General features: G+C 69.5%; 28 protein-coding genes. 9 read left to right on the forward strand and 19 right to left on the reverse strand.

All coding sequences use genetic code 11. From position 1 onward, the window contains the following. Positions 1 to 105 precede the first annotated feature (105 nt). The 3 genes from ACFPMG_RS16415 to ACFPMG_RS16425 all read left to right on the forward strand — a co-directional run bounded on the left by ACFPMG_RS16415 (position 106) and on the right by ACFPMG_RS16425 (position 4,286). Positions 106 to 582, forward strand: coding sequence for an SRPBCC family protein (locus tag ACFPMG_RS16415; protein ID WP_376996231.1), 477 nt, complete (start codon positions 106 to 108; stop codon positions 580 to 582). A gap of 141 nt (positions 583 to 723) precedes the next feature. After that, positions 724 to 2,088 (forward strand): methylenetetrahydrofolate--tRNA-(uracil(54)-C(5))-methyltransferase (FADH(2)-oxidizing) TrmFO, encoded by a 1,365-nt coding sequence (gene trmFO, locus ACFPMG_RS16420; RefSeq protein WP_376996232.1) that lies wholly within the window; start codon positions 724 to 726, stop codon positions 2,086 to 2,088. A gap of 167 nt (positions 2,089 to 2,255) precedes the next feature. Then, complete coding sequence (locus ACFPMG_RS16425) at positions 2,256 to 4,286, forward strand: methyl-accepting chemotaxis protein (protein ID WP_376996253.1); 2,031 nt, start codon at positions 2,256 to 2,258, stop codon at positions 4,284 to 4,286. 10 nt (positions 4,287 to 4,296) lie between these two features. Here the strand turns inward: ACFPMG_RS16425 and ACFPMG_RS16430 are convergent, their stop codons facing one another. After that, positions 4,297 to 5,151 (reverse strand): phytoene/squalene synthase family protein, encoded by an 855-nt coding sequence (locus ACFPMG_RS16430; RefSeq protein WP_376996233.1) that lies wholly within the window; start codon positions 5,149 to 5,151, stop codon positions 4,297 to 4,299. A gap of 120 nt (positions 5,152 to 5,271) precedes the next feature. On the opposite strand from ACFPMG_RS16430, the gene ACFPMG_RS16435 reads away from it, so the two are divergent. The 4 genes from ACFPMG_RS16435 (at position 5,272) to ACFPMG_RS16450 (ending at position 9,118) form a co-directional block, all read left to right on the forward strand. After that, positions 5,272 to 6,144 carry a squalene/phytoene synthase family protein gene (locus ACFPMG_RS16435; protein WP_109072636.1) on the forward strand — a complete coding sequence of 291 codons (873 nt, stop codon included), beginning with the start codon at positions 5,272 to 5,274 and terminating at the stop codon, positions 6,142 to 6,144. Between the two features lie 39 nt (positions 6,145 to 6,183). Continuing rightward, complete coding sequence (gene hpnD, locus ACFPMG_RS16440; RefSeq protein WP_376996234.1) at positions 6,184 to 7,119, forward strand: presqualene diphosphate synthase HpnD; 936 nt, start codon at positions 6,184 to 6,186, stop codon at positions 7,117 to 7,119. Between the two features lie 8 nt (positions 7,120 to 7,127). Then, positions 7,128 to 8,444, forward strand: coding sequence for a hydroxysqualene dehydroxylase HpnE (gene hpnE / locus ACFPMG_RS16445; protein WP_376996235.1), 1,317 nt, complete (start codon positions 7,128 to 7,130; stop codon positions 8,442 to 8,444). 68 nt (positions 8,445 to 8,512) lie between these two features. Further along, positions 8,513 to 9,118 (forward strand): superoxide dismutase, encoded by a 606-nt coding sequence (locus ACFPMG_RS16450; protein WP_376996236.1) that lies wholly within the window; start codon positions 8,513 to 8,515, stop codon positions 9,116 to 9,118. A gap of 86 nt (positions 9,119 to 9,204) precedes the next feature. Here the strand turns inward: ACFPMG_RS16450 and ACFPMG_RS16455 are convergent, their stop codons facing one another. From ACFPMG_RS16455 to ACFPMG_RS16475, 5 genes are all read right to left on the reverse strand, one after another. Next, positions 9,205 to 9,582, reverse strand: coding sequence for an Mth938-like domain-containing protein (locus tag ACFPMG_RS16455; protein ID WP_137116415.1), 378 nt, complete (start codon positions 9,580 to 9,582; stop codon positions 9,205 to 9,207). A gap of 42 nt (positions 9,583 to 9,624) precedes the next feature. After that, complete coding sequence (secF, locus tag ACFPMG_RS16460) at positions 9,625 to 10,578, reverse strand: protein translocase subunit SecF (protein ID WP_137105105.1); 954 nt, start codon at positions 10,576 to 10,578, stop codon at positions 9,625 to 9,627. Between the two features lie 12 nt (positions 10,579 to 10,590). Continuing rightward, entirely contained in the window at positions 10,591 to 12,189 is a 1,599-nt protein-coding gene (gene secD / locus ACFPMG_RS16465) for a protein translocase subunit SecD (protein ID WP_376996237.1), read from the reverse strand. Between the two features lie 36 nt (positions 12,190 to 12,225). After that, positions 12,226 to 12,597 carry a preprotein translocase subunit YajC gene (gene yajC / locus ACFPMG_RS16470; protein ID WP_137105103.1) on the reverse strand — a complete coding sequence of 124 codons (372 nt, stop codon included), beginning with the start codon at positions 12,595 to 12,597 and terminating at the stop codon, positions 12,226 to 12,228. A gap of 111 nt (positions 12,598 to 12,708) precedes the next feature. After that, positions 12,709 to 13,449 (reverse strand): hypothetical protein, encoded by a 741-nt coding sequence (locus ACFPMG_RS16475; RefSeq protein WP_376996238.1) that lies wholly within the window; start codon positions 13,447 to 13,449, stop codon positions 12,709 to 12,711. A gap of 138 nt (positions 13,450 to 13,587) precedes the next feature. On the opposite strand from ACFPMG_RS16475, the gene ACFPMG_RS16480 reads away from it, so the two are divergent. Further along, positions 13,588 to 14,445: an ATP-binding protein gene (locus tag ACFPMG_RS16480; protein ID WP_376996239.1), complete on the forward strand. Its 858-nt coding sequence runs from the start codon at positions 13,588 to 13,590 to the stop codon at positions 14,443 to 14,445. On the opposite strand, the gene ACFPMG_RS16485 is transcribed toward ACFPMG_RS16480, so the two are convergent. The 4 genes from ACFPMG_RS16485 to serS are packed head-to-tail and all read right to left on the reverse strand — an operon-like array spanning position 14,402 to position 18,432. Continuing rightward, on the reverse strand, positions 14,402 to 15,676 hold the full coding sequence (locus ACFPMG_RS16485) for a peptidoglycan DD-metalloendopeptidase family protein (RefSeq protein ID WP_376996240.1): 1,275 nt from the start codon (positions 15,674 to 15,676) through the stop codon (positions 14,402 to 14,404). The two genes, ACFPMG_RS16480 and ACFPMG_RS16485, sit on opposite strands and share 44 nt — an antisense overlap. 26 nt (positions 15,677 to 15,702) lie before the next feature. After that, the gene (locus tag ACFPMG_RS16490) at positions 15,703 to 16,356 is read right to left on the reverse strand and encodes a protein-L-isoaspartate(D-aspartate) O-methyltransferase (RefSeq protein ID WP_376996241.1); all 654 of its coding nucleotides are present in this window, start codon (positions 16,354 to 16,356) and stop codon (positions 15,703 to 15,705) included. A gap of 28 nt (positions 16,357 to 16,384) precedes the next feature. Further along, positions 16,385 to 17,167 (reverse strand): 5'/3'-nucleotidase SurE, encoded by a 783-nt coding sequence (surE, locus tag ACFPMG_RS16495; protein WP_376996242.1) that lies wholly within the window; start codon positions 17,165 to 17,167, stop codon positions 16,385 to 16,387. After that, entirely contained in the window at positions 17,167 to 18,432 is a 1,266-nt protein-coding gene (serS, locus tag ACFPMG_RS16500; RefSeq protein WP_376996243.1) for a serine--tRNA ligase, read from the reverse strand. The genes surE and serS overlap by 1 nt, the downstream gene beginning before the upstream one ends. Before the next feature lie 185 nt (positions 18,433 to 18,617). Here serS and ACFPMG_RS16505 point away from each other — a divergent pair, with 185 nt between their 5' ends. Next, positions 18,618 to 19,781 carry a GGDEF domain-containing protein gene (locus ACFPMG_RS16505; RefSeq protein WP_376996244.1) on the forward strand — a complete coding sequence of 388 codons (1,164 nt, stop codon included), beginning with the start codon at positions 18,618 to 18,620 and terminating at the stop codon, positions 19,779 to 19,781. A gap of 13 nt (positions 19,782 to 19,794) precedes the next feature. Here ACFPMG_RS16505 and tatC read toward each other — a convergent pair whose 3' ends face one another. From tatC to ACFPMG_RS16550, 9 genes are all read right to left on the reverse strand, one after another. Further along, positions 19,795 to 20,595: a twin-arginine translocase subunit TatC gene (gene tatC, locus ACFPMG_RS16510; protein ID WP_376996245.1), complete on the reverse strand. Its 801-nt coding sequence runs from the start codon at positions 20,593 to 20,595 to the stop codon at positions 19,795 to 19,797. A 22-nt stretch (positions 20,596 to 20,617) separates the two neighbouring features. Continuing rightward, on the reverse strand, positions 20,618 to 21,151 hold the full coding sequence (tatB, locus tag ACFPMG_RS16515) for a Sec-independent protein translocase protein TatB (protein ID WP_376996246.1): 534 nt from the start codon (positions 21,149 to 21,151) through the stop codon (positions 20,618 to 20,620). A gap of 48 nt (positions 21,152 to 21,199) precedes the next feature. Beyond that, entirely contained in the window at positions 21,200 to 21,493 is a 294-nt protein-coding gene (locus tag ACFPMG_RS16520) for a twin-arginine translocase TatA/TatE family subunit (protein ID WP_376996247.1), read from the reverse strand. A 99-nt stretch (positions 21,494 to 21,592) separates the two neighbouring features. Further along, positions 21,593 to 22,903: an ABC transporter ATP-binding protein gene (locus tag ACFPMG_RS16525; protein WP_376996248.1), complete on the reverse strand. Its 1,311-nt coding sequence runs from the start codon at positions 22,901 to 22,903 to the stop codon at positions 21,593 to 21,595. A 108-nt stretch (positions 22,904 to 23,011) separates the two neighbouring features. After that, positions 23,012 to 23,665 carry an SMC-Scp complex subunit ScpB gene (scpB, locus tag ACFPMG_RS16530; RefSeq protein ID WP_376996249.1) on the reverse strand — a complete coding sequence of 218 codons (654 nt, stop codon included), beginning with the start codon at positions 23,663 to 23,665 and terminating at the stop codon, positions 23,012 to 23,014. Continuing rightward, positions 23,662 to 24,480: a segregation and condensation protein A gene (locus ACFPMG_RS16535; RefSeq protein WP_376996250.1), complete on the reverse strand. Its 819-nt coding sequence runs from the start codon at positions 24,478 to 24,480 to the stop codon at positions 23,662 to 23,664. The genes scpB and ACFPMG_RS16535 overlap by 4 nt, the downstream gene beginning before the upstream one ends. A gap of 4 nt (positions 24,481 to 24,484) precedes the next feature. After that, positions 24,485 to 25,171, reverse strand: a complete 687-nt coding sequence (locus tag ACFPMG_RS16540) for a site-2 protease family protein (protein WP_145700447.1) — start codon at positions 25,169 to 25,171, stop codon at positions 24,485 to 24,487. Between the two features lie 54 nt (positions 25,172 to 25,225). Then, positions 25,226 to 26,284: a beta-N-acetylhexosaminidase gene (gene nagZ / locus ACFPMG_RS16545; protein ID WP_376996251.1), complete on the reverse strand. Its 1,059-nt coding sequence runs from the start codon at positions 26,282 to 26,284 to the stop codon at positions 25,226 to 25,228. 7 nt (positions 26,285 to 26,291) lie between these two features. Next, positions 26,292 to 26,707, reverse strand: a 416-nt coding sequence (locus ACFPMG_RS16550) for an SPOR domain-containing protein (RefSeq protein ID WP_376996252.1), incomplete at its 5' end; no start/stop codon positions are given.

A 26,707-nucleotide genomic window follows, 5' to 3' on the forward strand; every position in this document is an offset into this window, starting at 1 on the left:
TGTTCGTCCTACCAACGTACAAGTTTCAAGTCCTCCCCGCTCGGCTAGGATTTCAATGCGCGCCCAACGATGCGCGCGGAACAGCCGAACAACGGAGGGAACCCCATGCGCACCCTGTTCGCGGTCGCGGCCACCCTGGCCGCTCTGGCCAGCCCGGCCCTGGCCGTCGAGGTCACGGAATCGACGACCCTGCCCTACCCGGTCGAAAAGGTCTGGCAGCAGATCGGCCCCTTCTGCAACCTCGGCACCTGGCACCCGGCTGTGGAAAGCTGCACCCTGCGCCGGAAGGACGGCGCGCAGGAGCGCGTGCTGGCCCTCAAGGGCGGCGGCACGATCGAGGAGCGGCTGCTCTCCTCCTCCGCCAGCAGCCACCGCATCCGCTACTCGATCCTGACCAGCCCGCTGCCGGTCAAGGACTACGCGGCCTCCCTGTCGGCCGAACCGGCGGGCAAAGGCACGCGCGTCGTGTGGAAGGCGCGCTACACCTCCAACGGCGCCAGCGACGAGGAATCGCGCAAAGTGATTTCCGGCATCTTCACCTCCGGATTCGACGGGCTGAAGCAGAAGCTCGCCGCCCAGTAAGTCACCGCACGTCGGGCGAGCGACCAGGGTCGTCGGAACCGGCGGACGATCCTGGCCGCGATTCCGCGCCGTGGTCCGGTTGGTCTTGCCGTGGCGACAGTGACGGTCTACTTGTTCGGCAACTTTGTGAAAGTTGCTGATATGGCCGACACGTCCCTTTCCCCCGTTCACGTCATCGGCGGCGGTCTCGCCGGCTCCGAAGCCGCCTGGCAACTCGCCCAGCGCGGCGTTCCCGTCGTGCTGCACGAGATGCGGCCCGTCCGTCCGACCGAGGCGCACAGCACCGACCAACTCGCCGAGCTGGTCTGCTCCAACTCCTTCCGGTCGGACGACGCGGAGTACAACGCGGTCGGGCTGCTGCACGAGGAGATGCGGCGCTGCGGCTCGCTGATCCTGCGCTGCGCCGACGCGCACAAGGTGCCGGCGGGCGGCGCGCTGGCCATGGACCGCGACGGCTTCGCGGGCGCCGTGACCGAGGCGATCACCGGCCACCCGCTCATCACCGTGGAGCGCGGCGAGGTCGCCGGCCTGCCGCCGGAGGACTGGGACAGCGTCGTCATCGCCACCGGCCCCCTGACATCCCCGCCGCTGGCCGAGGCGATCCGCAGCTTCACGGGCGAGGAATCGCTGGCCTTCTTCGACGCCATCGCCCCCATCGTCTATCTGGAGAGCGTGGACCTGTCCAAGGCGTGGTTCCAGTCGCGCTACGACAAGCCCGGCCCCGGCGGCACCGGCAAGGACTACATCAACTGCGCCTTCGAGAAGGACGAGTACCGCGCCTTCATCGACGCCCTGCTGACCGCCGAAAAGGTGGACTTCAAGGAGTGGGAGAAGAGCACGCCCTACTTCGAAGGCTGTCTGCCCATCGAGGTGATGGCGGAGCGCGGGGTCGACACGCTGCGCTACGGCCCGATGAAGCCGGTCGGCCTGACCAACCCGCACAAGCCGGAACGCCGCCCCTACGCGGTGGTCCAGCTTCGCCAGGACAACGCGCTCGGCACGCTCTACAACCTCGTCGGCTTCCAGACCAAGCTGCGCCACGCCGAGCAGGCGCGGATCTTCCGCATGATCCCCGGCCTGGAGAAGGCGGAGTTCGCGCGGCTGGGCGGCCTGCACCGCAACACCTTCCTGAACAGCCCGCGCCTGCTGGACGGCGCGCTGCGGCTGAAGGCGCAGCCGCGCATCCGCTTCGCCGGGCAGGTGACGGGCTGCGAGGGCTATGTGGAAAGCGCCGCCGTCGGCCTGCTGGCCGGGCGCTTCGCCGCCGCCGAGCGGCTGGGCGGCGAGCCGTCCGCCCCGCCGGTCACCACGGCGCTGGGGGCGATCCTCGGCCACATCACCGGTGGAGCCAACGCCGACACCTACCAGCCGATGAACGTCAATTTCGGCCTGTTCCCGCCGGTGGACGAGCGCATCCGCGGTCGCGACCGCAAGCTGGCCTACACCCGCCGCGCGCTGGAGGATCTGGAGGGGTGGCTAAAGGCCGCACCCGCTGTCGCGGTCTGAGGCCCGGCAATTTCGGGAAAATTATCACGGAACTATAATAAAGGTCATAAGTGACGCTTAACCAATACCATGGGACACTTTCTTTCGAATGAGTGAGAAAGTCTTCCGGCGGGATGGTTATGATTAAAACAAAATCATTGGTTGCCAAACAGGTGATCGTCATCGTGATGGTGACGATTGTCTCCTTGGCGGTGGGGATTGCGGCCCTGACAACCAAGAGCGGGGCGGACATCGAAACCCTGGCGTTCCAGAGCGGGGAGCAGCTTGGCCACCGCTACGGCGAGATGGTCCACGCCCGGTTGGGCAACGCGATGGAGGCGGGCCGCTTCATCGCGACCTCGCTGGTCGGTCTGAAGGCCGCGGGCCGCACCGACCGGGAGCAGCTCTCCACCTGGCTCAAGAGCATCGCCGAGGCCAACCCGGATTTCCTCGGCGTGTGGGTGGGGATGGAGCCGAACGCCCTGGACGGCCGCGACGCGGAGTTTGCCAACAAGCCGGGCTCCGACGCGTCCGGCCGGTTCCTTCCCTACTGGAACCGCGGGTCGGGGACGGTCGCGCTTGAATCCCTCGTCGGGTATGACGATCCGGGTTCCGACGGTGCCTATTATCAAATCCCGAAACGCACAGGCCACGCCATGGTGGTGGAGCCCTACAGCTACACGGTCGCCGGCCGGAAGGTGCTGATGGTGTCCATGTCCGTCCCGATCGTCGAAAACGGCCGGGTCATCGGAGTGGCCGGCATCGATCTGTCCACCGACGGCATCTGGTCCATGCTGAAGACGGTAAAGCCCTTCGACAGCGGGTCCATCCACCTGATTTCCAACGATGGCGTCTGGGCCGGTCATCCCGACAGCGAGCGGATGGGGCAATCAATCGGCGCATCGGACCCGGCGCTTGACGCCGCCAAACCGGCCATCCGCGCGGGCCGGAGTTTCGAACAAATGTCGGTCTCCGATGGACATCCCGTGAAGCAGCTTTTCCTGCCGGTGACGGTCGCGGGAACGGAAACGCCCTGGTCCCTGCTGGTCAACCTGCCGCTCGACAAGATCAACGCCCCGGTCCGGGACCTGCGCAACGCCACCATCATCGGCGGGCTGGTCCTGCTGGCCGCCCTGGTCGCCGCGCTTCTGTTCGCCAGCCGCAGCATCGTCGGCCTGCCGCTGCGCCGCACCATCGCGACGCTGGACGCCGTGGTCGCCGGGGATCGCGGCGTGGTCATCACCGACACCGGCCGCACCGACGAAATCGGTGCCATCAACAAGGCTCTGAAACTCTTCCAGGACAACACCACCCGCATGGCGGAGCTGGAGGAGGAACGCCACCGTGAGGAGCAGCGCGCCGCCGAACGCCGCAAACGCGACCTCGCCGACGTCGCCAGCCGGTTCGAGGAGTCGGTGGGCGGCGTCGTGCGCAACGTGTCCGAACAGGCCGGCGCGATGCGCAGCACCGCGCAGAGCCTGTCGGCCATCGCCGCCCAGACCGACCGTCAGGCCGCCGCCGTGTCCACCGCCGCCGAGGAGGCCAGCCAGAACGTCCAGACGGTGGCCGCCGCGGCGGAGGAGCTGAGCTGCTCCATCCGCGAGATCAACGAGCGGATCGGCCGTTCCTCGCAGATGGCTACGGAGGCAGTCGCCGAAGTGGAGCGCACCAACAGCACGCTGGAAGGGCTGGCCACAGCCGCGCAGAAGATCGGCGACGTGGTGAATCTGATCCAGGGCATCGCCGGGCAGACCAACCTGTTGGCGCTCAACGCCACCATCGAGGCCGCCCGCGCCGGTGAGGCCGGCAAGGGCTTCGCGGTGGTGGCCAGCGAGGTGAAGAATCTCGCGAACCAGACCGCAAAGGCGACGGAGGACATCTCGCGGCAGATCGCCGACATGCAGGCCGTCAGCGGCACGGTGGTCAGCGTCATCGGGACGGTGGGGCGGAGCATCATCGCCATCAACGAGACGATCACCGCCATCGCCGCCGCCGCGGAGCAGCAGGGCGCCGCCACCCAGGAGATCAGCCGCAACGTCCAGCAGGCGTCGATGGGAACCGCGGCCGTGTCGGTGAACATCGGCGGCGTGACCCAGGCGGCGGGGTCCACCGGCTCGATGGCCGATCAGGCGCTCGGTGCCGCCGGCGACCTGTCGCGAGAGGCCGATCAGCTCCGCCAGGAGGTGGAACGGTTCGTGGCGATGATCCGCGCCGCCTGACTCCGAGGGGTCAGAACCGCCCGCGCAGCGCCGCCCAGGCCAGCTTGGCGTGGCGCAGCGGGTGCGGCATCAGCACGCGCGCGGCGAAGGGGTCATTGTCCTCCCGCGCCAGCGCGTCCAGATGCAGCCCGGCCAGCACCGCCGGCAGCAGGGCCGGCAGCGCGGCGCGCGGCACCGAGCGGCGCAGCGCGCGGGCCTTCGCCAGATGGTCGCGGGCGGCCTCAGCCACCTCGCGCACCACGGGGCGCAGCTCGGGGGTGGAGCGCAGCTCGAACAGGTCGCCCTGCTTGGCGCCGTGCGCCGCCATGCGGTCGGCGGGGAGCAGCTGGCGGTGCTGGCGGGCGTGGAAGGGCACCGCCCGGACGATGCCGGCCAGCGCGTAGCCGATCCCGGCCTGACGGCCGGCCTCCATCGCCTCGGGCCCCTTTGTGCCGAGAATCTCCAGCGCGAGCTGGACGAGCGGCGCGCCGGTGACCTCGGCGTAGTTGACGAGGCAGGACAGGTTGGCCGGCGGGGTGTCGTCCAGGTCGGCCTCCCGCGCGTCGATCAACCGGTCGAACAGGGCGCGGCTCAACCCGCCCTCCCGCACGGCGGCGGCCAGCGGTTCCATCACCGCGTGCTTGGGCACGGCGCCGCCCTCGTAGATCTTGTCCAGCCCGTCGCGCCAGAATTGCAGCCGCATTTGGCCCAGCACCGGCTCGGTCACCACCTCGCGGGTCTTGGCGATCTCCAGGTTGAAGGCGTAGAGGGCGAACAGCGATTCGCGGCGCTCCGCCGAGGCGAAAAGGCACGTCAGGAAACGGTCGTTGTCATATTTCCTCACCTCCCGTCCGCAATAGGACAGGTCGGGGGTCGCCTTCGCCATGTGATGCCTGTTCTGGAAAAATGGGGGTGGCACAGTTTGGAAGCGGGGCAAAGCCCGCAAGCGCCTTATATTAGGCACACAGGCTTTCCACACCAGCCCCGACGCGCAGCAGGCGGAACAATGGCCGATTTCAACATCGCCCCCACCAAGCCCCGCAAACCCAGCCCGGTCGCCCGCAAGGACGCGGACTCGGAGAATTTTCCGGTCGCCTCGCGCCTGCTCCCGAAGCATCTCCGGCCGCATGTCATGGCCTTCTACCGGTTCGTCCGGCTGGGCGACGACATCGCCGACGACCCCGATCTCGAACCGGAGACCAAGCTCGCCTATCTGGAGGCGCTGGAACGCTCGCTGACCACCGGGCAGGCCAAGCACGCCTATCTGAAGCCGGCGCTGGACCTGCGCGCCAGCCTGCAGGCGACCGGCGTCAGCGACCGCCACCCCCGGCAGGTGCTGCGCGCCTTCCGGCGCGACGCGGTGGGCGCGCGCTGCCACAGCTGGAGCGACCTGCTGCTCTACTGCCGCTTCTCCGCCAACCCGGTCGGGCGCTACCTGCTGGATCTGCATGGCGAGGGCGTAGCCGCCGGGCCGGCGTCGGACGCGCTGTGCACCGCCCTGCAGGTGCTGAACCACCTTCAGGACTGCCGGGAGGACTGGAGCCAGCTCGGCCGCTGCTACATCCCGCTGGTCTGGTTCGACGATTCGGCGATCAGCGTCGAGCGGCTGGTCGAGACGGAGAGCGACGCCAAGTTGCGCGCCATCTTCGACCGCACGCTGGAGCACACCGACCGCCTTCTGGAGCGCGCCGCCCCCCTGCCCGGCCTGATCCAGCACCGCGGGTTGCGGATGGAGGCCTCCGTGATCCTCAGCCTCGCCGAGTCGCTGGCGCAGCGGCTGCGCAGCCGCGACCCGCTGAAGAAGCGGGTGGTGCTCGGCACGCATCACAAGCTGTTTGCCACTGCACGCGGGCTGGCGCGCGCCATCGGGAGCAAATAGACTCCGGCCTCCTCGACCGACACCACGCAGGACCGACGTATGCCGCAGCCATCGCTGGACTCGACGCAGAGCGACACCGCCGGCAGTCCGGCTGCCGCGGCGGCGGCGGTGACCGGACGGTCGGGCAGCACCTTCTACTGGCCGATGCTGCTTCTCCCCCGCTCCAAGCGGGCGGCGATGTTCGCCATCTACGCCTTCTGCCGGCGAATCGACGACATCGCGGACGAGCCCGGCGAGCCCGCGGAGAAGCGCGCGGCGCTCGATGCCTGGAGGACCGAGATCCGCGGACTCTACGCCGGCGGCGCGCCGTCCAGCTCCCTGGGGGCGGCGTTGAAGGGCGCCATCGAACGCTACGGCCTGCCGCGGGGCGAGCTGGAAGCGCTGATCGACGGCATGGCGATGGATATTCCCGCGGACGGGGGCAGTGCCGACAGCGGCAGCGGCGGCATGACCGGCCCGGCGCTGCCGACCCTGCGGCTCTATTGCCGCCGTGTCGCCGGCGCGGTGGGCATGCTGGCGATTCGCGTGTTCGACCGGGCGGACGCCTCCACCGAGGCCTTCGCCCTGGCGCTGGGCGAGGCGTTGCAGCTCACCAACATCCTGCGCGACCTGACCGAGGACGCGGAGATCGGCCGCCTCTATCTGCCGCGCGAATTGCTCGACGAGGCCGGCATCGGCAGTTCCGACCCCGCTACGGTGCTCGCCCATCCCAACCTGCCGCAGACCTGCGAGGCGCTGGCCGTGCTGGCCGAGGAACGCTTCGCCGAGGCGCGGCGGGCACTCGCCGAGGGGCAGTCCGCCGGGCGGCGTGGCTCGCTGTGGGCGGCGGTCGCCATGATGGTGCTGTACCACCGGCTTCTGGTGCGGCTGCGCGCGCGGGGCTGGCGCGATCTCGACCGGCGGGTGCGGGTCGGCAAGCGCGAATGCGCGCTGGTGGCCGTGCGCTGCGCGCTCGGCTATCCGCCCGCCGCCTGACGGGCGTCTTGGGCACCGTCCACATCGTCGGCGCCGGCCTTGCCGGTCTGTCCGCCGCCGTCCGCCTGACCGAGGCCGGGCGGCGCGTCGTCCTGCATGAGAGCGCGCCGCAGGCCGGGGGACGCTGCCGCTCCTTTTACGACGCCACGCTGGACCGCGTGGTGGACAACGGCAGCCACCTGGCGCTCAGCGGCAACCGCTCCCTGCTCGGCTATCTGGAGCGGGTCGGCGCCGGCGGCGCCCTGACCGAGCTGCGCCCCGCCGCCTTTCCCTTCCTCGACCTGACCACCGGGGAGCGCTGGTGCTTGCGGCCCGGCGGGCTGTGGCTGTTCGACAAGGCGCGCCGCGTGCCGGGAAGCCGCCCCGCCGATTACCTCGCCGCCCTGCGGACCCTGACCGCCGGTCCTGCCGCGGCGGTGGCCGACGCCCTGCCCCCCGGCGGAGCGCTCTATGAGCGGCTGTGGCGGCCGCTGGCCGTGTCGGTGATGAACGGGGCACCGGAGCGGGTGTCCGCCCGCCTGTTCGGGGCCGTGCTGCGCGAAACGCTGCTGCGCGGCGAGGCCGCCTGCCGCCCTCTGTTCGCCGAGAAGGGCCTGTCCGCCGCCCTGGTCGATCCGGCGGTGGCGTGGCTGGAACGGCACGGCACCGAGCTGCGCACCGGAGTGCGGGTGGACGGGCTGGAACGCGCCGGTGATCGTGTGGCCGCCCTGTCGGTGGATGGGGAGCGCATCACGCTTGGCAACGACGACGCGGTGGTCCTGGCGGTGCCCGCCTGGATCGCCGCGCGCCTGCTTCCCGAGGCGCTGCCCACATCTCCTCCCGCCGCCGGGCGGGCCATCGTCAACGCCCACTTCCGGCTGCCCGCCCCGATCAACCTGCCGGGCGGCCTGCCCTTCCTGGGGTTGGTGGGCGGCACGGCGGACTGGCTGTTCCAGCGCGGCGACGTGCTGTCGGTGACGGTCAGCGACGCCGACGCGCTCGCCGGTCAGCCCGCCGAAGCGGTCGCCGCCTCCCTGTGGCGCGACGTGGCGAAGGCGCTCGGCGCGCCCGGCATGGCTCTGTCACCCCACCGAATCATCAAGGAGCGCCGGGCGACTCCGGACCAGTCCCCTGTCCATGCGGCGAATCGCCCCGGTGCCCGAACCGCTTTGAAAAACCTCGTTCTGGCCGGCGATTGGACGAAGATGGGGCTTCCGGCGACACTCGAAGGTGCGGTGCGCTCCGGCGAGTTCGCCGCACGCGCGGTCCTGAACGCAAGGATTACCACCTTTTCGCGCCTCGGCCTTTTTCCAGCCTTCACTTTGCCGCGCCGCGGGCCTATTTGAGCGGACGGAGGTGCCGTGCCGCAAGGCGCGGGCCGAGATGGGACAATCCAAGAAGAGAGGGTAACTCAATGGCGTTCGAACTGCCGCCGCTCCCGTATGGCTATGATGCTCTGCAGCCGTTCATGTCGTCGGAGACGCTGCACCTGCACCACGACAAGCACCACCAGACCTACGTCACCAACCTGAACAACCTGACGAAGGACAGCCCGCTGGCCGACGCCAGCCTGGAAGACGTCATCAAGCAGAGCTACGGCGACGCCTCCAAGCAGGGCCTGTTCAACAACGCCGGTCAGGTGTGGAACCACACCTTCTACTGGCAGAGCATGAAGAAGAACGGTGGCGGCGCCATCCCGGGCGAGCTTGAGAAGCGCCTGATCGCCGACTTCGGCAGCGTCGACAAGTTCAAGGAAGAGTTCTCGAACGCCGCCATCACCCAGTTCGGCTCGGGCTGGGCGTGGCTGTACGTCGACGGCGGCAAGCTGAAGGTCACCAAGACCTCCAACGCCGACACCCCGCTGGCCCAGGGCCACTTCCCGCTGCTGACCGCCGACGTGTGGGAGCATGCCTACTACGTCGACTACCAGAACCGCCGCGCTGACTTCGTGAAGGCGTTCCTGGAGAGCCTGGTGAACTGGGAATTCGTGGCCGAGCGCCTGTCGAAGGCCCCGGCCTGATTCTTCCCCGGATCGCCAGAACGGAAAAGGCCCCCAGTCGGGGGCCTTTTTTCGTTTGGTGATTCGCAGCGGTGAGGGAAACCGGCTCACACCGGCAGCAGCGCCGCGCCGACCCGCCGGCCTTCGGCCAGCAGGACGTTGTAGGTGCGGCAGGCCGCCCCGGTGTCCATCACCTCCACCACCAGCCCGGCGTCGCGCAGGCTCTGGCGCAGCGCCTTGGGCAGAAGCTGCATCCGGGTGCCGGAGCCGAGCAGGAGGAACTCCACCCGCGGCTCCGCCGCGATGACCTGGGCAAAGTCCTCCGCCGTCAGGGCGGCGAAGTCCTGGGGACGCCAGGGCTCCGTGCGGTCGGGAAGGACCACGACCGCGCCGGTGCGCCATTGCCCGGACACGCAGAACTGCCCGTCCCCGTAGCCGTCGATGACCTGACGGTCCGACGGGATGATCGGCGTGATGTCCGCCATCTCTTGTCCGTTTCCTGTTCTCGCCGGTCCGTGCTTGGCCGATCAGGGCGTCGGGTTGGCGGCCGGGGCCGCGCTCTCCGCCGGCGCGTTGCGGCGCAGCCGGTTCTCGCCGAGGAACAGCAAGATGGGGGCGGCGATGAAGATGGACGAGGAGGTCGCCAGGAAAATGCCGAAGATCAGCACGATGCCGAAGTCCTGCAGCGCCTCGCCGCCGAAGAAGGCCAGCGGCAGGATCGACAGCAGCGTCGACATAGAGGTGCCCAGCGTGCGGTTCAGCGTCTCGTTGATCGAGCGGTCGATCAGCTCGCGCAGCGGCATCTTCTTGTAGATGCGCAGATTCTCGCGCATGCGGTCATAGACCACGACCTTGTCGTTGGTCGAGTAGCCCATGATCGTCAGGATCGCCGCGATGGCCGTCAGGTTGAACTGCATCCCGGTGATTGCGTAGAAGCCGACCACCTTCGTCACGTCCAGAAGCAGCGTGACGATGGCGCCCAACCCGAACTGCCATTCGAAGCGGAACCAGATGTAGACAAGCATCGCCAGCAGCGCGAGGCCGAGCGCCAGCATGCCGTTGAAGAACAGCTCGCCGCTGACCGACGCGCCGACCGCCTCGACGCGGCGCACCGTGGTGCCGGGAATCTCCTGGGCGAGCGTGGCCCTCACCTTGTCGGCGGCCACCTGCTGGGCCGCGTCGTCGCCCGGCTGGCGCTCCAGCCGAATCAGCACGTCCTGGGGCGAGCCGAACTCCTGCAACTGCACCTGCCCCATGTTGAGCTGGTTCAGCGTGTGGCGCAGCGAGGCGAAGTCGGCGGCCTGCGGCGTGCGCGCCTCGATGACGATGCCGCCGCGGAAGTCGATGCCGTAGTTCAGGCCGGGATAGAAGAACAGCACCACCGACGCGATCGACAGGAACGCCGACACGATCAGGCCGGCGTGTCGCCCGCGCATGAACTGGATGTTGGTGTTGTCAGGGACCAGACGAAGCCGGAACATGGGAATGACCTCTTACACCGGCAGGGCGGCCGGCCGCGTCTTGCGCAGCCAACTGACCATCATGAGACGCACGAGCACGGTGGCCGTGAACAGCGAAATCAGGATGCCGAAGGTGATGGTGACGGCGAAGCCCTTGATCGCGCCGGTGCCCAGCACGAACAGGATGGCCATCTTGATGGCGGTGGTCAGGTTGGCGTCCACGATGGTGGAGTAGGCGCGGCTGAAGCCGGCTTCGACCGAGCCGAAGACGCCACGGCCCTTCTTGGTCTCCTCGCGGACACGCTCGTTGATCAGGATGTTGGCGTCGACCGCCAGACCGAGCGACAGCAGGATGCCGGCGATACCCGGCAGCGTCAGCGTCGCCTGGAGCAGGGACAGCGCGGCCAGCGTCAGGACGGTGTTGACCAGCAGGGCGAAGCAGGCGAAGGCCCCGAACAGGCCGTAGGCGGCGATCATGTAGGTGCAGACCAGCACGAAGCCGATGCCCACCGCCATCAGGCCGGCGCGGATCGAATCGGCGCCGAGGTCGGGGCCGACGGTGCGCTCCTCGATCACCTTCAGCGGAGCCGGCAGCGCGCCGGCGCGCAGCAGCACGGCGAGGTCGTTGGCGTCGGCGGCGGTGAAGCTGCCGCTGATCTGGCCGCGTCCGCCGGTGATCGGCTCGCGGATCACCGGAGCGCTGATGACCTTGTTGTCGAGCACGATGGCGAAGGGCCGGCCGACGTTGGCGCGGGTCACGTCGGCGAAGCGGCGGGCGCCGATGCTGTCGAATTCGAAATTGACCACCCACTCGCCGGTCTGCGGGTTGCTGCCCGCGGTGGCGTTGGTCAGGTTGGCGCCGTCCACCTCGACCTTCTTGCGGATGACGTAGGCGCTCTGCGCCCGCCCGCCTTCCGCCGAGGGCAGGATGTCGGTGCCCGGAGGGGCGCGGCCGGCGCTCGGGTCGGCGTTCACGTCGACCAGACGGAAAGTCATCTTCGCGGTGGTGCCGAGCAGCCGCTTCACGCGGTCCGGGTCCTCGACGCCGGGAAGCTGGACCAGGATGCGGTCGGCGCCCTGGCGGGCGATGGTCGGCTCGTTGACGCCGGTCTCGTCGATGCGGCGCCGCACGATCTCGATGGACTGCTCGATGGCCTGGGTGGCGCGCTCGCGCAGGGCGATCTCGCTGAGCCGGGCGGTGACGCTGCCGCCGCTGGCGGTGACCTCCAGGTCCGGCTGGCCGCCGCCGAGCGGTCCACCACCGATGGTGTTGGCGAGCTGGCGCAGCGACCGCACCGCCGTGTCGGCCTGCGCCGGGTCGCGGAGTTGCACGGTGATGCCACGGTCGCCCGGGTTGATCGCCGTGTAGCCGACATTGTCGTTGCGGAGCTGGGTGCGCGCCGAATCGACCAAGCCTTCGACGCGGTCACGGATGACCGCGCCCATGTCCACCTCAAGCAGCAGGTGCGACCCGCCGCGCAGGTCGAGGCCAAGGTTGACCCGGTTGTGCGCGTACCAGTTCGGCAGGGCCGACAACGTCTCACGGCTGAGAAAGTTCGGCAGCGTGAGGATGGTCCCGAGCACGCAGATCGCGACGATCAGAAAAATCTTCCAGCGCGGAAAATACAGCATTCGTAAACCAGTCCCGTTCGCTACCGGAGAACCGCGTTACTTGCGGTCCACGACCTTCTCTTCAGCCTTCTCGTCGGCGCTCTTGGCCGGCTCGGACTTCGACAGCACGAGGTTCACGGTGGAGCGCATGACGCGGACGCGGACGTTCTCGGCGATCTCGACCTGAAGCTCGTCGTCCGGGCCGACCTTGGTGATCGTGCCGATGATGCCGCCGCCGGTCACCACGCGGTCGCCGCGACGGATGGCCTCCAGCATGCCCTTGTGTTCCTTCATCTTCTTCTGCTGCGGACGGATCAGCAGGAAATAGAAGACGACGAAAATCAGGATCAGCGGCAGGAACTGCACGATCATGTCGGCCCCACCGGCGGCGGGCGCGGCGGTCTGTGCATAGGCCGTCGAAACGAACATCTGGAGGCTCCCTGTGGTTTGGTTCCGAAGGCGCAGCGGGCGCTCGCGGACGCGGCGACTATAACGGTCCGGGCCGTTGATGCAATGGAATAGGGGTACGCCCGCCGGGCTTCAAGGGCCGCGGCTGTCCATGACGGCAAAGAGAAGCAGGAAGCGGCGCGTGCAGGGCGCCTCCACCGGTTCCACTCCGTGGAAGGACCGGTCGGACGGTGCATAGGCCAGCAGATGGTTCGGCAGGAAGGGCGCGGTGCCCGCCAGCTCGAAATCCTCGCGCGGGAACCGCTCCGTCGAACGCCCGGCGTTCGCGGTGAAGGACGGGTCGCGGGGCCGGTACAGCGCCGTGCCGAGATTGGGACGGCTGTCGTCCGCCGGCATGTAGAGCAGCATGGACAGGAAGGTGCCGAACACGTCGGTGTGGGGCAGCATGGCGTGGCCCGCATGGTCCTCGACCAGACGCGCGTAGACCATGGCCGGCCGGGCCGCGACGGGCGTTTCCAGCTTGGCGGCAAGCGAGGGGAAGCGCGGGGCGAGCCGGGCCAGGGTTTCCGGCCCGAACAGGCAATCGCGGACCTCCCGCCAAACCGCGGCGGCCTCCGGCTCCATCTCCCTCAGATTGCGGTCGGTCAGCACCATCTGATAGCGCTGGGGCAGCGTGTCCATCTGCAGGAGGGCCAGCGCCTCGAACCTGGGCCAGTGGGCGATGGCACGGGCGTAGAGGTCCGCCGGCAGGGCGTCCGGCACCACCAGATGCGGGAAGGGGTCCTCGCGAAGGGGCGTCTCCTCCAGCCGCCCCAGGACATGCGCGGCGCTCCCCGCCGGGTTGGGGAAATCGGCGGAACGTTCTGCGTGCATGGCCGGCCCTCGGTTCGCGTTGCACGCACCTTAGCGGCGCGCACGCCTCCCCCGCAAGCGCAGCGCCTTGTCCGGCGGCGCGCCGGCGGGTTAGGGTCGGCGCAACGAAACCGGAAGAAACGCCTGCGAAGGAACACGATGTCGGACGCCCAACTGCTGCCCCTCCTCACCCGCATCGCCGAGGCCCTGGAACGGCTCGCCCCGCCGCCGCCGGGCCGGCTCGACCTCGGCGCCGCCGACGCCTTCGTCTGGCACGCCGATCCCGACCGGCTGGAGCCGGTGCCCACCGTCAACCGGGTGGAGATCGACCTGCTGCGCGGCGTCGAGCGGCAACGCGACATCCTGCTGGACAACACCACCCGCTTCGCCACCGGCCTGCCCGCCAACAACGCCCTGCTCTGGGGCTCGCGCGGCATGGGCAAAAGCTCGCTGGTCAAGTCGGTGCACGCCGCGGTGGCCCAGGACCATCCCGGCACGCTGGCTTTGGTGGAGATCCACCGCGAGGACATCCCCACCCTGCCCCGCCTGCTCGCCCGGCTGAAGGACGAGCCGCGCCGTTTCATCCTGTTCTGCGACGACCTCTCCTTCGACCATGACGACGCCCACTACAAGTCGCTGAAGGCCGTTCTGGAGGGCGGGATCGAGGGGCGTCCGGAGAATGTGGTGTTCTACGCCACCTCCAACCGCCGCCACCTGATGCCGCGCGACATGATCGAGAACGAGCGCTCCACCGCCATCAACCCGGCCGAGGCGGTCGAGGAGAAGGTGTCGCTGTCCGACCGCTTCGGCCTGTGGCTGGGCTTCCACAACTGCGACCAGCCGACCTACTTCGCGATGATCGAGGGCTACGCCGCCCGCTTCGGGCTGGACATCCCGGCGGAGCAGCTGCGGGCCGAGGCCGTGGAGTGGTCGGTGACCCGCGGCAGCCGCTCCGGCCGGGTGGCCTGGCAATTCATCCAGGACCTGGCTGGCCGTCTGGAGAGGCCCCTTCGCTGACCCGCGGCTCCATGCGGTCGCGTGGATCGACCGCCTGGCTGCCCTTGCGCAGTTCGAAGTGAAGCTGCGGGCTCGTCACCGATCCGGTCTGACCGACCGTGCCGATGGCCTGCCCGCGCTTCACCGCCACGCCCCGCTCGACGTCGATGCGGTCGAGATGGGCGTAGGCGGTGATGAAGCCGTCCGAATGCTTCACCAGCAGCAGATTGCCGAAGCCGCGCAGCTCGTTGCCGGCGTAGGCGACGACGCCGTTGTCGGCGGCGACCACCGTCGTTCCCTTGCCGGCGGCGATGTTCAGGCCGTCGTTGTGCAGACCGTCCGGCTTCGGCCCGAAGGTCGATATCACCTTGCCCTTCACCGGCCAGAGCAGCCGCCCGGTGGCGCGCTGCGGCGTCGCCTCCTCCACCGCCTTCGGCGGCGGGGGTGGCGAAGCGGCGGCGACCTCCTGGGCCGGTGCCGGCGGCGGAGGCGGAACCGGAGCGGCCTCGACGACACGCGGCGCGGGCGTCGGTTCGGGAACGGCGGGTTTCTGGCCGGGCGGACGCAGCGAGGTCGGCGCTTGCCCCGGCTGGTAGACGGGCGCCGAGGCAACCGTGTCCGGCGCCGCGGACGGCTTGGCGCCGGGGAGCGGGGCTGGGACAGTCGCGGCCTGCGACGGGGACTCTGCCGGGGCCGGCGCAGAAGCGCCCGGAGGCGGCAGTTCCGCCGCCTGGATGGAGCCGCGCGACACCTGCCTGACCGGCGCCGAGGCCACCACCCCGCCGACGGCGGCCCCCGCGCTGGAGGACGGCGCCTGGGCCACCGCGGTGCCGCCCGGGGCGTCACCACCCGGCAGGCGCAGCGGTTGCCCGGCCTGCACCGCATAGGGCGCGGTCAGGCCGTTGAGCCGGGTCAGCTCGCTCATGTCCGCGCTGAACATGCGAGAGATGCCATAGAGCGTGTCACCGCGTTGGACGATGTACTGGCGCGACACCGGAAGGACGAGACGCTGGCCGACCTGCAGTTGGTAGGGCGGCGACAGGTGGTTGACCTCCAGCAGGTCGCGCAGCGGCACGTTGTAACGCCGCGACAACGAATAGGCGGAGTCCCCGCGCTGCACGATCACCGCGCCCCCGATGGAATCCGGGGTGCTGGACACCGAGGTGACCGGCGCCAGATCGCCGGTGCGCTGCTGGCAGGCGGCGAGCAGCGGCAGCACCGCCAGCGCCGCGAGGAGGGCGCGTCCTGTCACGCCGAATGGCACGCCGAACGGGCCGGCTATTCCGTTCCGGGGGGAGACGGAGGGTCGGACAGCAACGGTACGAAGCGGACGGGCCACAAGTCCTCCCGTGTAAGACCGGTTTCGGTCCGCCGGATGCGGACGACCCGCTGGCCGCGGTAGTCGCCCCCCAGCGGGATGACCATGACACCACCAACGGCGAGCTGATCCGTCAAGTCCTTTGGCGCCTCGGGTCCTCCGGCGGCCGTGACCAGTATGCGCTCGAACGGCGCCCGTTCGGGCCAGCCCTTCGTCCCGTCGCCGTGGCGGGTCGTGATGTTGTTCAGGCGCAGCGCCTGGAATCGCGTCTCCGCCTCGGTCAGCAACGGGCGCAGCCGCTCGACGGTGTAGACCCGCCGGCACAGCCGCGACAAGACCGCCGCCTGATAGCCGGAGCCGGTGCCGATCTCCAGCACCGTCTGCCGCTCCCCCAGTTCCAGCGCCTGGGTCATCAGCGCCACGATCAGCGGCTGGCTGATGGTCTGGCCGAGGTCAATGGGAAGCGCCGTGTCCTCCCACGCCTGATCCTGGAAGGGGTCGGGGACGAATCGTTCGCGCGGGATTCGCTCGATCGCGGCCAGAACCCGGGTGTCGGTCACGCCGTTGCGGCGCAACGCCATCAGAAGCCGGATCTTGCGTGCCTCGACCGTCACATTCTACCCATTCACCTCGGAAACCGGATTACTCGAACGCGTGCCGCAAGGTCTGGAGCGTCGGCGTGTGCGTCAGATCCAGATAGACCGGCGTCACCGAAATGCCCCCGTGGAAAACCACATGGATGTCGGTGTCGGGCGCCACGTCGGCCTCGCCGCGCAGGGTCCCGATCCAGATATAGGGCTTGCCGCGCGGATCGACACGCTCCACCAGTTCGTCGCCGATCTTGCGCTTGCCGTGGCGCACGACCTGGATGCCGGTGACCCGATCCGCCGGACAGGCTGGGAAGTTCACGTTGAGCAGGACGTATTTCGGCCAGGGCGTTGAGACGGCCTTGCGGATGACTTCCGCCCCCCAGCGCTCCGCCGCCGACCAGTCGATCTGGGCACGGTTCTCGTAGTGCTGGCTGAGCGCGATGGCCGGAACGCCCAGCAGGGTCGCCTCCATGGCCGCCGCGATGGTGCCCGAATAGGTCACGTCCTCGCCGATGTTGGAGCCCTGGTTGACGCCGGACAGGACCAGCGTCGGACGGGCGTCCTTCATGATGTGGTTGACGGCCAGCAGGACGCAGTCGGTCGGCGTGCCGTCCACCGTGTAGCGCCGCTCGTCAAGCTGGCGCAGGCGCAGCGGCCGGTTGATGGTCAGCGAGTGGCTGGCCGCCGACTGCTCCATCTCCGGCGCCACCACCCACACGTCGTCGGAGATGGAGCGGGCGATGGCCTCCAGAACCTTCAGGCCCGGCGCGTGGATGCCGTCGTCGTTGGTGACGAGGATGCGCGCGTTCGGCAGGTCGAGCGGATGATCGAACATCAGGCGGTGATCCTTTCCAGCCCGCGCATGTAGGGACGGAGCGCTTCGGGAACCAGGATGGAGCCGTCGGGCTGCTGGTAGTTCTCCAGCACCGCGATCAGGCAGCGGCCGACCGCCACGCCCGAGCCGTTCAGCGTGTGGACGAACTGCGTCTGCTTCTCGCCCTTCGGACGGCAGCGCGCCTTCATGCGGCGGGCCTGGAAGTCACCGCAGTTCGAGCAGCTCGAAATCTCGCGGTACATGTTCTGGCCGGGCAGCCAGACCTCGATGTCGAAGGTCTTGCGCGCCGAGAAGCCCATGTCGCCGGTGCACAGAGTCACGACGCGGTAGGGCAGCCCCAGCCGCTGCAGGATGGTCTCCGCGCACTGGGTCATGCGCAGGTGCTCCGCCTCCGACTGGTCCGGGGCGGTGACGCTGACCATCTCGACCTTCCAGAACTGGTGCTGGCGGATCATGCCGCGCGTGTCGCGGCCCGCCGAGCCGGCCTCGGCGCGGAAGCAAGGGGTCAGCGCGGTGTAGCGGTGGGGCAGTTCCTCCGTCGCCACGATCTGGTCGTTGACGAGGTTGGTCAGCGGCACTTCCGAGGTCGGGATCAGATAGTGATCGCCCGTGCGGAACAGGTCCTCCTCGAACTTCGGAAGCTGGCCGGTGCCGAACAGGGCGTTGTCGCGGACCATCAGCGGCGGCGCGATCTCGGTGTAGCCGTGCTCGCCGGTGTGGATGTCCAGCATGAAGTCGGCGAGCGCGCGCTCCAGCCGGGCCAGCCCGCCCTTCAGGACGGTGAAGCGGGCGCCCGACATGCGCGACGCCGCCTCGAAATCCATCAGGCCCAGCGCTTCGCCCAGCTCGAAATGCTGCTTGGCGTCCGCAATCGTCTTCGGCTCGCCCCAGCGGCGGATCTCGACATTGGCGCTCTCGTCCGGGCCTTCCGGCACGTCGTCGGCGGGCAGGTTCGGGATGGAGGCGAGCAGGCCGTCCAGCTCGGCGCCCAGCGCCTTCTCCTCCTCCTCGACCTGGGGCAGCCGCTCCTTGAGCTGCGCCATCTCGTCCATCAGCGGCTGGGCGTCGCGGCCCTCCCGCTTGGCGAGGCCGATCTCCTTCGCCGCCTCGTTGCGGCGCGCCTGCATCTCCTGCAACTGGGTCTGCGCGGCGCGGCGGCGCGAATCGAGGTCCAGCACCGTCGGCGACATCGGCTCAAGGCCCCGGCGGGCGAGACCGCGGTCGAAGGATTCGGGGTTCTCACGGATGGCGCGAAGGTCGTGCATGGCTCACGGCGATACGGAATGGGTGGGAGGCTGGTTATAGTCCGCCGCCGGGTGAAGGTCCAGAGGCGGAGCCCCGCCGATGGGAAAGACCCTGAAATGATTGGTGTCCTATACTTATCGGTGGCGCCGGGAACGCGAATGCGTGCAGAACCCCGGAATCGACCGCTGCCCTCTCCACTCCGGACATGATCCTCGACACCCGCACCCTCGTCATCGTCCTGGTGGGCATCGGCGTTCTGCTGTCCATCGCCGCCTTCCTGACCTGGAGGGCGCACCGCCACATCACCGCGCTGGCCTATTGGGCCGGGGGAGCGCTGCTCGGCACCGTCGGGATGGCCATGGTCACCGCTTACGGGGTCTGGCCGCCCGCCGCCGTCGTACCGCTGAGCAACGCCCTGGTGGCCGCCACCTACATCCTGAACTGGTTCGGCGTGCGCAGCTTCGCCGGACGGTCCATCCCCTGGCGCTTCGGGATGGCGCTGCTCGCCGTGCTGACCGCCGGCATCGCGTGGTTCGTGGTGGCAACCAACGACGTGACGGCGCGCGTCCTGATCATGTCCGCCGGAATCACCGGCCTGTCGCTGCTGGCGGCCCTGGAACTGTGGTGGATAGGGCCGGCGGACCGGCCGAGGCGGGCGCAACGGGTCACCGCCCTGGTTTTCCTGGCCCACGCCCTGTTCGTGGCCGGGCGCGCCGTGCTGACCGCCTGGGGTGGGCCGCTGGACAGCATCCTGACACCCAACCTGGTGCAGAGCGCCGGATTCCTGGAGGCCATCCTGGCCGTCACCGGCTGGGGATTCGGTTTCCTCGCCATGACCAGCGAGAAGCTTCAGGCCGATCTGGACCGCATCGGCACCATCGACCCGCTGACCGGCGCCTACAACCGCCGGGCCTTCCTGAAGCACGCCGAGCGGGAGTTGCTGCGGGCACAGCGGAACGGGGCGCCGCTGACCCTGCTGCTTCTCGATCTCGACCGCTTCAAGCGGGTCAACGACACCTTCGGCCATCTCGCCGGCGACGCGCTTCTCCGGCTTTTCTCCGAGACCGTCACGGCGCGGCTGCGCCGCACCGACCTGTTCGGGCGCTATGGCGGGGAGGAATTCTGCGTGCTGCTTCCCGACACCGACCGCAGCGGGGCGGCGGCGTTGGCGGAGGCGCTGCGGCGCGACGTGGCGGCGCGGCCACTGCCTTTCCAGGGCCACGAGATCGCCGCCAGCGTCAGCATCGGCATCGCCGCCTGCCGCGGCGGCGAGGATCTCGACGCGGCGCTGGCGGCCGCCGACCTGGCCCTCTACCGGGCCAAGCGGAACGGCCGCAATCAGGTGATGGTCGACGAAGCGACGGCGTAAGGAGCAAAGGGCCTTACGCCTGCTCGGCTTCCGTCTCGTCGGCGTCGCGTGTCTTCTCGATGCGGCGGCCGATCAGGATCGACACCTCGTAGAGCGCCAGCAGCGGGATGGCGAGGCCGACCTGGCTGATGACGTCCGGCGGGGTCAGGATGGCCGCGACGATGAACACGAACACGATGGCGTAGCGCCGCTTGGTGGCCAGCGTCTCCGTCGTCAGCAGACCGGCGCGGATCAGCAGGGTCAGCAGCACCGGAAGCTGGAAGGCCAGGCCGAAGGCGAAGATCAGGTGCATCACGAGGCCGAGATACTCGCTGACGCGGGCCTCGAACTCGATCGGCAGGGCGCCGGCGTCCATGCCCGGGTGGAACTCGAACCCCAGGAAGAAGCGCCAGGCCAGCGGGAAGATGAAGTAGTAGACCATCGCCCCGCCCAGGAAGAACAGGATCGGGGTGGCCACCAGGAAGGGCAGGAAGGCCTTGCGCTCGTGCTTGTAGAGGCCGGGCGCGACGAACATCCAGATCTGGCTGGCGACGATGGGGAAGGACAGGAAGCAGCCGGCCCAGAAGGCCACCTTCACATAGGTGAAGAAGGCTTCGGTCAGGCCGGTGTAGATCATCCGCCGCCCCTGCCCGGCCAGGATGTCGGCCAGGGGCTGGACCAGGAAGTTGTAGATCCGGTCCGAGAAAGCGTAGCACACGAAGAAGGCGATGATGATCGCCAGCGTCGCGTACATCAGACGGTTGCGCAGCTCGACCAGATGGTCGATCAGCGGCATCTTGCTTTCTTCGAGCTCGTCGTCGGTTTCGCCGGTCATGCGCGTTTCGCCGGACACTGGATCACGCCTGCTTGTTCGTGGTTGCCGCCGCAGCGGAATCGGCGGAGGCCGGAACCGGCGGCTGGGCCGGGGCCGGGGCCGGGGCCGGGACGAACTCCGGGGGCGGAGCCGGAGGAAGCGGGGCCGTGACCGGCGGTTCGGTCGCCGGCAGCGGCTGGGCCGCCGTCACCTGCGGCGATCCGACGGGAGGCACGGGAGCTGGACCGTCTTCCGGCGGGCTGCCGTGATAGCCGTCGGCCCCGAGGTTGGCTCCCACGTCGAAGGCGCCCTTCAGTTCCCCCTTCGGATCGATCGTGTTCTCGACCATCTTCTGGAGGTTCGTGTCGCGGACCTTCAGCGCCTCCTTGCGGAGCTCGTCAAGCTCCGCCTCGCGCATCATATCGTCGATGTGGCCCTGAAAGTCGCGCGCGACGAGACGCGCCTTCTTCACCCATTTTCCCAGGGTGTAGATGGCCTTGGGCAGGTCCTTCGGGCCGATCACCACGAGGGCGATGACCGCGATGACCATCAGTTCCGACCATGCGATGTCGAACATGGCTCCTCAGCCTTTCGAAGCGGCGCGGGGATGAAGGGCGCCGGACGGTCAGGTGCGGGCCGTCTCGTCCTTCTTCACGCCGGGGTCGGCAGCGGGCGGAACCGGGGCGGGCGGAACCGGATGGACCGAGGACACCGGCTGAGCCGGCGGGACCGGCTGGTTCGGCAGGACCTTGGAGTCGGCACCGGCGGTGGTACCCTCTTCCTCGTCCTTCAGGCCGGCCTTGAAGTTCTTGATGCCCTTGGCGAGGTCGCCCATGACCTTCGGCAGCTTGCCGGCGCCGAACAGGAGCAGGACGATCAGAAGGACGATGACCCAATGCCAGACGCTGGAGAATCCCATGACACACGTTTCCTGAACAGGCAGCCCAATGGCGGGGCGGCACTATGGCAGAAAGGTTCCCCTCCCGCAACGATCGGTCGGGCGAAACCGCTCAAACGACTAAGTGGGTGCACCGGCTGGAAAAACGAAGGCCTGACACAGGTCCATGCACACCGAAACGTGACTTTGTTCGGCGGGCAGGAACTGGCCGGGCATGCGGGAGTGCAGATGCACCGACCCGCCCTTCCCGTCCGGCACGTCGAGATGGACCAGGCTGGTCCGGCCGAGCAGGCGCGCCGCCATCACACGCGCCAGGACCGGCAGGTCCCCTGCAGGAACCGTGGCGGCGGGCTGGGCGGACAGCTTCAGCGCTTCCGGGCGGATCAGCACGTCCACGGCGGTGCCGTCGGCGATCTCCGTGGGGATCGGGCCGACCGGCGTGTCCACCGCCCCGCCCTGCACGACGCCGGCCAGCCGGTTGACCTCGCCGAAGAACTCGGCGGCAAAGGCGTTGACCGGGCGGGTGTAAAGGTCCACCGGGTTGCCGACCTGAACGACCTTGCCGGCGCGCATCAGCGCGATGCGGTCGGCCAGGAACATGGCCTCCTCCGGGTCGTGGGTGACCAGCATGGTCGCGGCCCCGTTCTGCTTCAGCACGTGCAGCGTCTCGTCGCGCACCTGCTCGCGCAGCCGGGCGTCCAGGCCCGAGAAGGGTTCGTCGAGGAGCAGAACCGCCGGATTCGGGGCGAGCGCGCGGGCGAGCGCCACACGCTGCTGCTGCCCGCCGGAGAGATGATGGGGAAAGGAGTCGGCGTAACCAGCCATGCCGACCTGCCCCAGCGTCTCCAGCGCGCGCTTGCGCTGCGCCTCGCCGGACAGGGCGGTCAGGCCGAAGCGCACATTGTCGAGCACCGACAGGTGCGGGAACAGCGCGTAATCCTGGAAGACGAGGCCGACGCCGCGGCGTTCCGGCGGCACCGCGCCGCGTTCGTCGGCCACCACCGTGCCGCCGATCCGGACGGAGCCGGTCTGCACCGCCTCCAGCCCCGCCGCAATGCGCAGCAGCGAGGACTTGCCGCAGCCCGACGGCCCGCACAGGCAGACGATCTCCCCTGCCCCGATGGTCACGCTGACGTCGTCGACGGCGACGACGCGCCCGTAGCGGTGGGTGACGGCGTCCAGCGCCAGGGCCTCCACCGCGATGGCGGCGCCGCCGCCCTGCGGACCGAAGGCGTCGAGATGCCGCCCGTTGGTCGGGAGCGTGACGGGCGCGGCCTCGCAGGGGGCGCCCTGCCGCGGGTCGGTCCCGCGACCGAACAGGGCCGACGCCTTGTCGCGCAGCGCGGTGCGCAGGCCGGCCGGCCGGGGTTCGGAAACGGCGTCTCCGGTCGTGGAGAAAGAACGGGCGTCGGTGACGGACGGACGATCCATGGCAGTCCCAGTCTGAAGCGGCCCGGGGGTCGTTTGATGGCGGTCGATTGACCTTAGTACCGGTGCGCCGACCCCGATGCAAATGGTTCTTATTTTCGAGCGTTCCGCTCAGGTATCGGAATCGTCAGCGTTTTCCGATGGTTCCGCGTCCTCCAGCCCGGCTCCGCCGATGCCCAGCAGCACGGGCCGCGAATCGAGCAGGCCGGCGGCGCGCAGGTCTTCCACCCCCGGCAGGTCGCGCAGCGTTTCCAGGCCGAAATGGTCGAGGAAATGATCGGTGGTGATCCAGGTCAGCGGGCGCCCCGGCGTCTCGCGGCGGCGGCCCGGCCGGATCCAGCCGTTCTCCATCAGGATGTCCAGCGTGCCCTTGCTGGTCGCCACGCCGCGGATCGCCTCGATCTCGGCGCGGGTCACCGGCTGGTGGTAGGCGATGATCGCCAGCGTCTCGATGGCGGCGCGGGACAGCTTCTTGGAGACCTCCTCCTCCGGCCGCAGCAGCGGGGCGAGGTCCACCGCCGTGCGGAAGGACCAGCCGGCGCCGGTGCGGATCAGGTTCACCCCGCGCGCCGCGTAATGGACGCGCAATTCCTCCAGCAGCGACCGCACGTCGGCGTCGCGGGTCAGCCGCCGGCCCAGCGTCTCCTCGTCCAACGGGTCGGCGGAGGCGAACAGCAGCGCCTCCAGCAGACGCAGGTCGCGCAGACGCTGCTCCACCTCCTCCGGATTCTCGATCTCCTGGATCATGCCGTCGGGTCCGCTCATTCCTCGTCGCCCTGCTGATGCTGGTGCTCATGCCGGCGCGATGCCCGGCGGACGTAGATGGGGGAAAAGGCGCCGTCCTGGCGAAGCTCCACCCGCCCGGCCTTGGCCAGCTCCAGCGTCGCCGCGAAATGGGCGGCCAGCGCCGAGCGGGTCAGCAGCCCGCCGCGCACGCCGTCCGGCAGGAAGCTCGACAGGGTGGCCCAGTCCGGCATACGGCCAAGCAGCTCGGACAGACGGCGCACCGCGTCCTCCAGCGAATAGAGGCGCACCGGCTCGATGTGCAGGACGCCGCCCTCCTGCCGCTTCCTGTGCTCGCCATAGGCTTTCAGCAGGTCGTAGAGCGTGACCTGGAAGACCGACTTGCGCAGGATGTCGAGATCCTCCGGCGCGCCGCGGGCGAAGCGGTCGACGCCGAGCTGCGGGCGGGCGAACAGCTTGGCCGCCGCCCCTTTCATCGCCTCCAGCCGTTGGAGCTGGAAGGCCAGCGCCGCCGCCATGTCCTCGCCCGAGGGCTCCTCGTCCTCGACTTCCGGGATCAGCAGGCGCGACTTCAGGTAGGCCAGCCACGCCGCCATGACGAGATAGTCCGCCGCCAGCTCCAGCCGCACCTTCCGCGCCTCGGCGATGAAGGTGAGATACTGGTCGGCGAGCTGGAGGATGGAGATCTTCGTCAGGTCCACTTTCTGCTCGCGCCCCAGCGCCAGCAGCATGTCGAGCGGCCCCTCGAACCCGTCCAGGACAAGGACGAGCTGTTCCGCCGGGCTGGCCGCCTCGGCGCCCTCGTCCTCACGATCCGGGGGTTTTCTGCCGACCATCCCGTCAGTTGCCGCTGAGGATGCGGATCAGCTCGATCATGTAATCCACCGGCGGGCCGAGCACCCAGGAGAAGACGCTGAGGTCCATGCCAAGCTCCCGCCCGATGAAGGGCAGCAGGAAGAAGGCGCCGATCAGGATCAGCATGCCGTACTTCTCCAGCCGGGCCAGCGGGAAGGCCAGCGCGTCGGGCAGGATGCCGACCGCCACGCGCCCGCCGTCGAGCGGCGGCAGCGGGATCATGTTGAAGACCATCAGCACGACGTTGACCAGGACCGACACCTCCAGCGCGGCGCGGAACCACATCTCCGTCGCCCCGCCCTGCGGGCTGGTGAAGCCCCAGATGATCGCGGAGACCAGCGCCAGCACGAAATTCACCCCCGGCCCGGCCAGCGCCACCCACACCATGTCGCGGCGCGGGTGGTGCAGGCGCCCGAAATTCACCGGCACCGGTTTGGCCCAGCCGAAGACGAAGCCGGTGGTGAAATACATCACCGCCGGCAGCACCACCGTGCCCAGGGGGTCGATGTGGCGGAGCGGGTTCAGCGTCACCCGGCCCAGCCGCCACGCCGTGTCGTCGCCGCGCCACATCGCCACGAATCCGTGCGCCGCCTCGTGCAGCGTGATGGCGAGGATCGCGGGGATGGCGACCGCGAAGATCATCGGTATGCGGTCGATCAGACCTTCCAGCACGCGCATCTCTCCCGTTGCGCCCCCCGGATTCGCCGGGGAAGCCTGAGCATGGCTCTAAACCTGGGGAGTTCCCAGCAATTCCGCCAGACGCGCCCGCAGGTCGTCGGCGTCCACCGGCGGCGCCGGACCGCGCAGCGCCTCCGCCCGCGCCCAGCGTCGGACGGCCTCCCCGCTCATCGCCGGGACGCCCTCGGCCACCGCCACCATCTCCTCCATCACACCGTTGCAATGGAGCACGACGTCCAGCCCGGCCGCCAGGACCGCCTCCGCGCGGCCGCGCATGCCGCCGGCCAGCGCGCCCATCGACAGGTCGTCGCTGAACAGCAGCCCGTCGAAGCCGATGGGGGCGCCGCGCACGACGTCGCGCACCACGGTCGCCGAGGTGCTGGCGGGCCGGTCCGGGTCGATGGCCTTCATCACCACATGGGCGACCATGCCCAGCGGCATGTCGGCCAGGGCGCGGAAGGGCGCGAAGTCGGTGGCCTCCAGCGCCGCGCGCGGAGCGTCCACCACCGGCAGTTCGGCATGGCTGTCGGTGAAGGCCCGGCCATGGCCAGGCAGATGCTTGACGACCGGCAGAACGCCGCCGGCCATCAGCCCTTCGCAGGTCGCCCGCGCCAGATCGGCGACGCGGGCCGGATCGCCGCAGAAGGCGCGGTCGCCGATGATGTCGTGGGCGCCTTCCACCGGCACGTCGCAGACCGGGGCGCAATCCACCGTCACGCCGCAGTCCGCCAGCATCAGCGCCAGCAGCCGGGCGTTGATCCGGGCGGCCTCCCGCCCGGCGGCGGCGTCACGGGCCGCGAGGTCGCCGAAGGCGCGCATCGGTGGAAAGGCCGGCCAGTGCGGCGGGCGCATGCGGGCCACCCGCCCGCCCTCCTGGTCGATCAGCACGGGGGCGTCGGCGCGGCCCACCGCCGCGCGCATCTCCGCCACCAGCGCGCGGACCTGCTCCGGCGTGTCGCAGTTGCGCCGGAACAGGATGAAGCCCAGCGGATCGGCGTCGCGGAAGAAGGCGCGCTCGTCCGCGGTCAGGGCGGTGCCGGCGGCGCCGAACACCACGGCGCGATGGGCCGCGCGATGGAATCCGGACGCGTTTCGGGCGTTCGGCAAAGCCGGATCAGGGACGGACAACCACACACCCCACATTCTGGGACTTGAGCTGGGCGCAGACCGACTTGGCACGCTCCTCGTCGAGACCGACGCCCTGGATGCGGTAAAAGATGCCCTTCTCGCCCAGATCGGCCTTGGCGACCTGCATGGACAGCCCGCCGAGCGCCGCGCCGTAGCGGCTGGTCAGGCGCTTCCATTCCGTCGAGGCCTCGGCCTCGCTGCGCACCGCGGCGAGCTGGACGCGCCAGTTGCCTCCGCCCGACGCCTTCGCCGGCGCGGGCGCCGGCTGCGGAGCCGGGGCGGCGGCCACCGGCGGCGCAGGCTGCGGCTTGAGCGCCGCGGCGGGGGGCGGCGTCTGGGCCTGCGGCGGAGCCGGAGCCGGCTTGGCAGCCGGCGGCGCGGGCTGCGGCTTGGGCGCCGGAG

Source organism: Azospirillum himalayense, from assembly GCF_042657465.1.
GTDB lineage: Bacteria > Pseudomonadota > Alphaproteobacteria > Azospirillales > Azospirillaceae > Azospirillum > Azospirillum himalayense.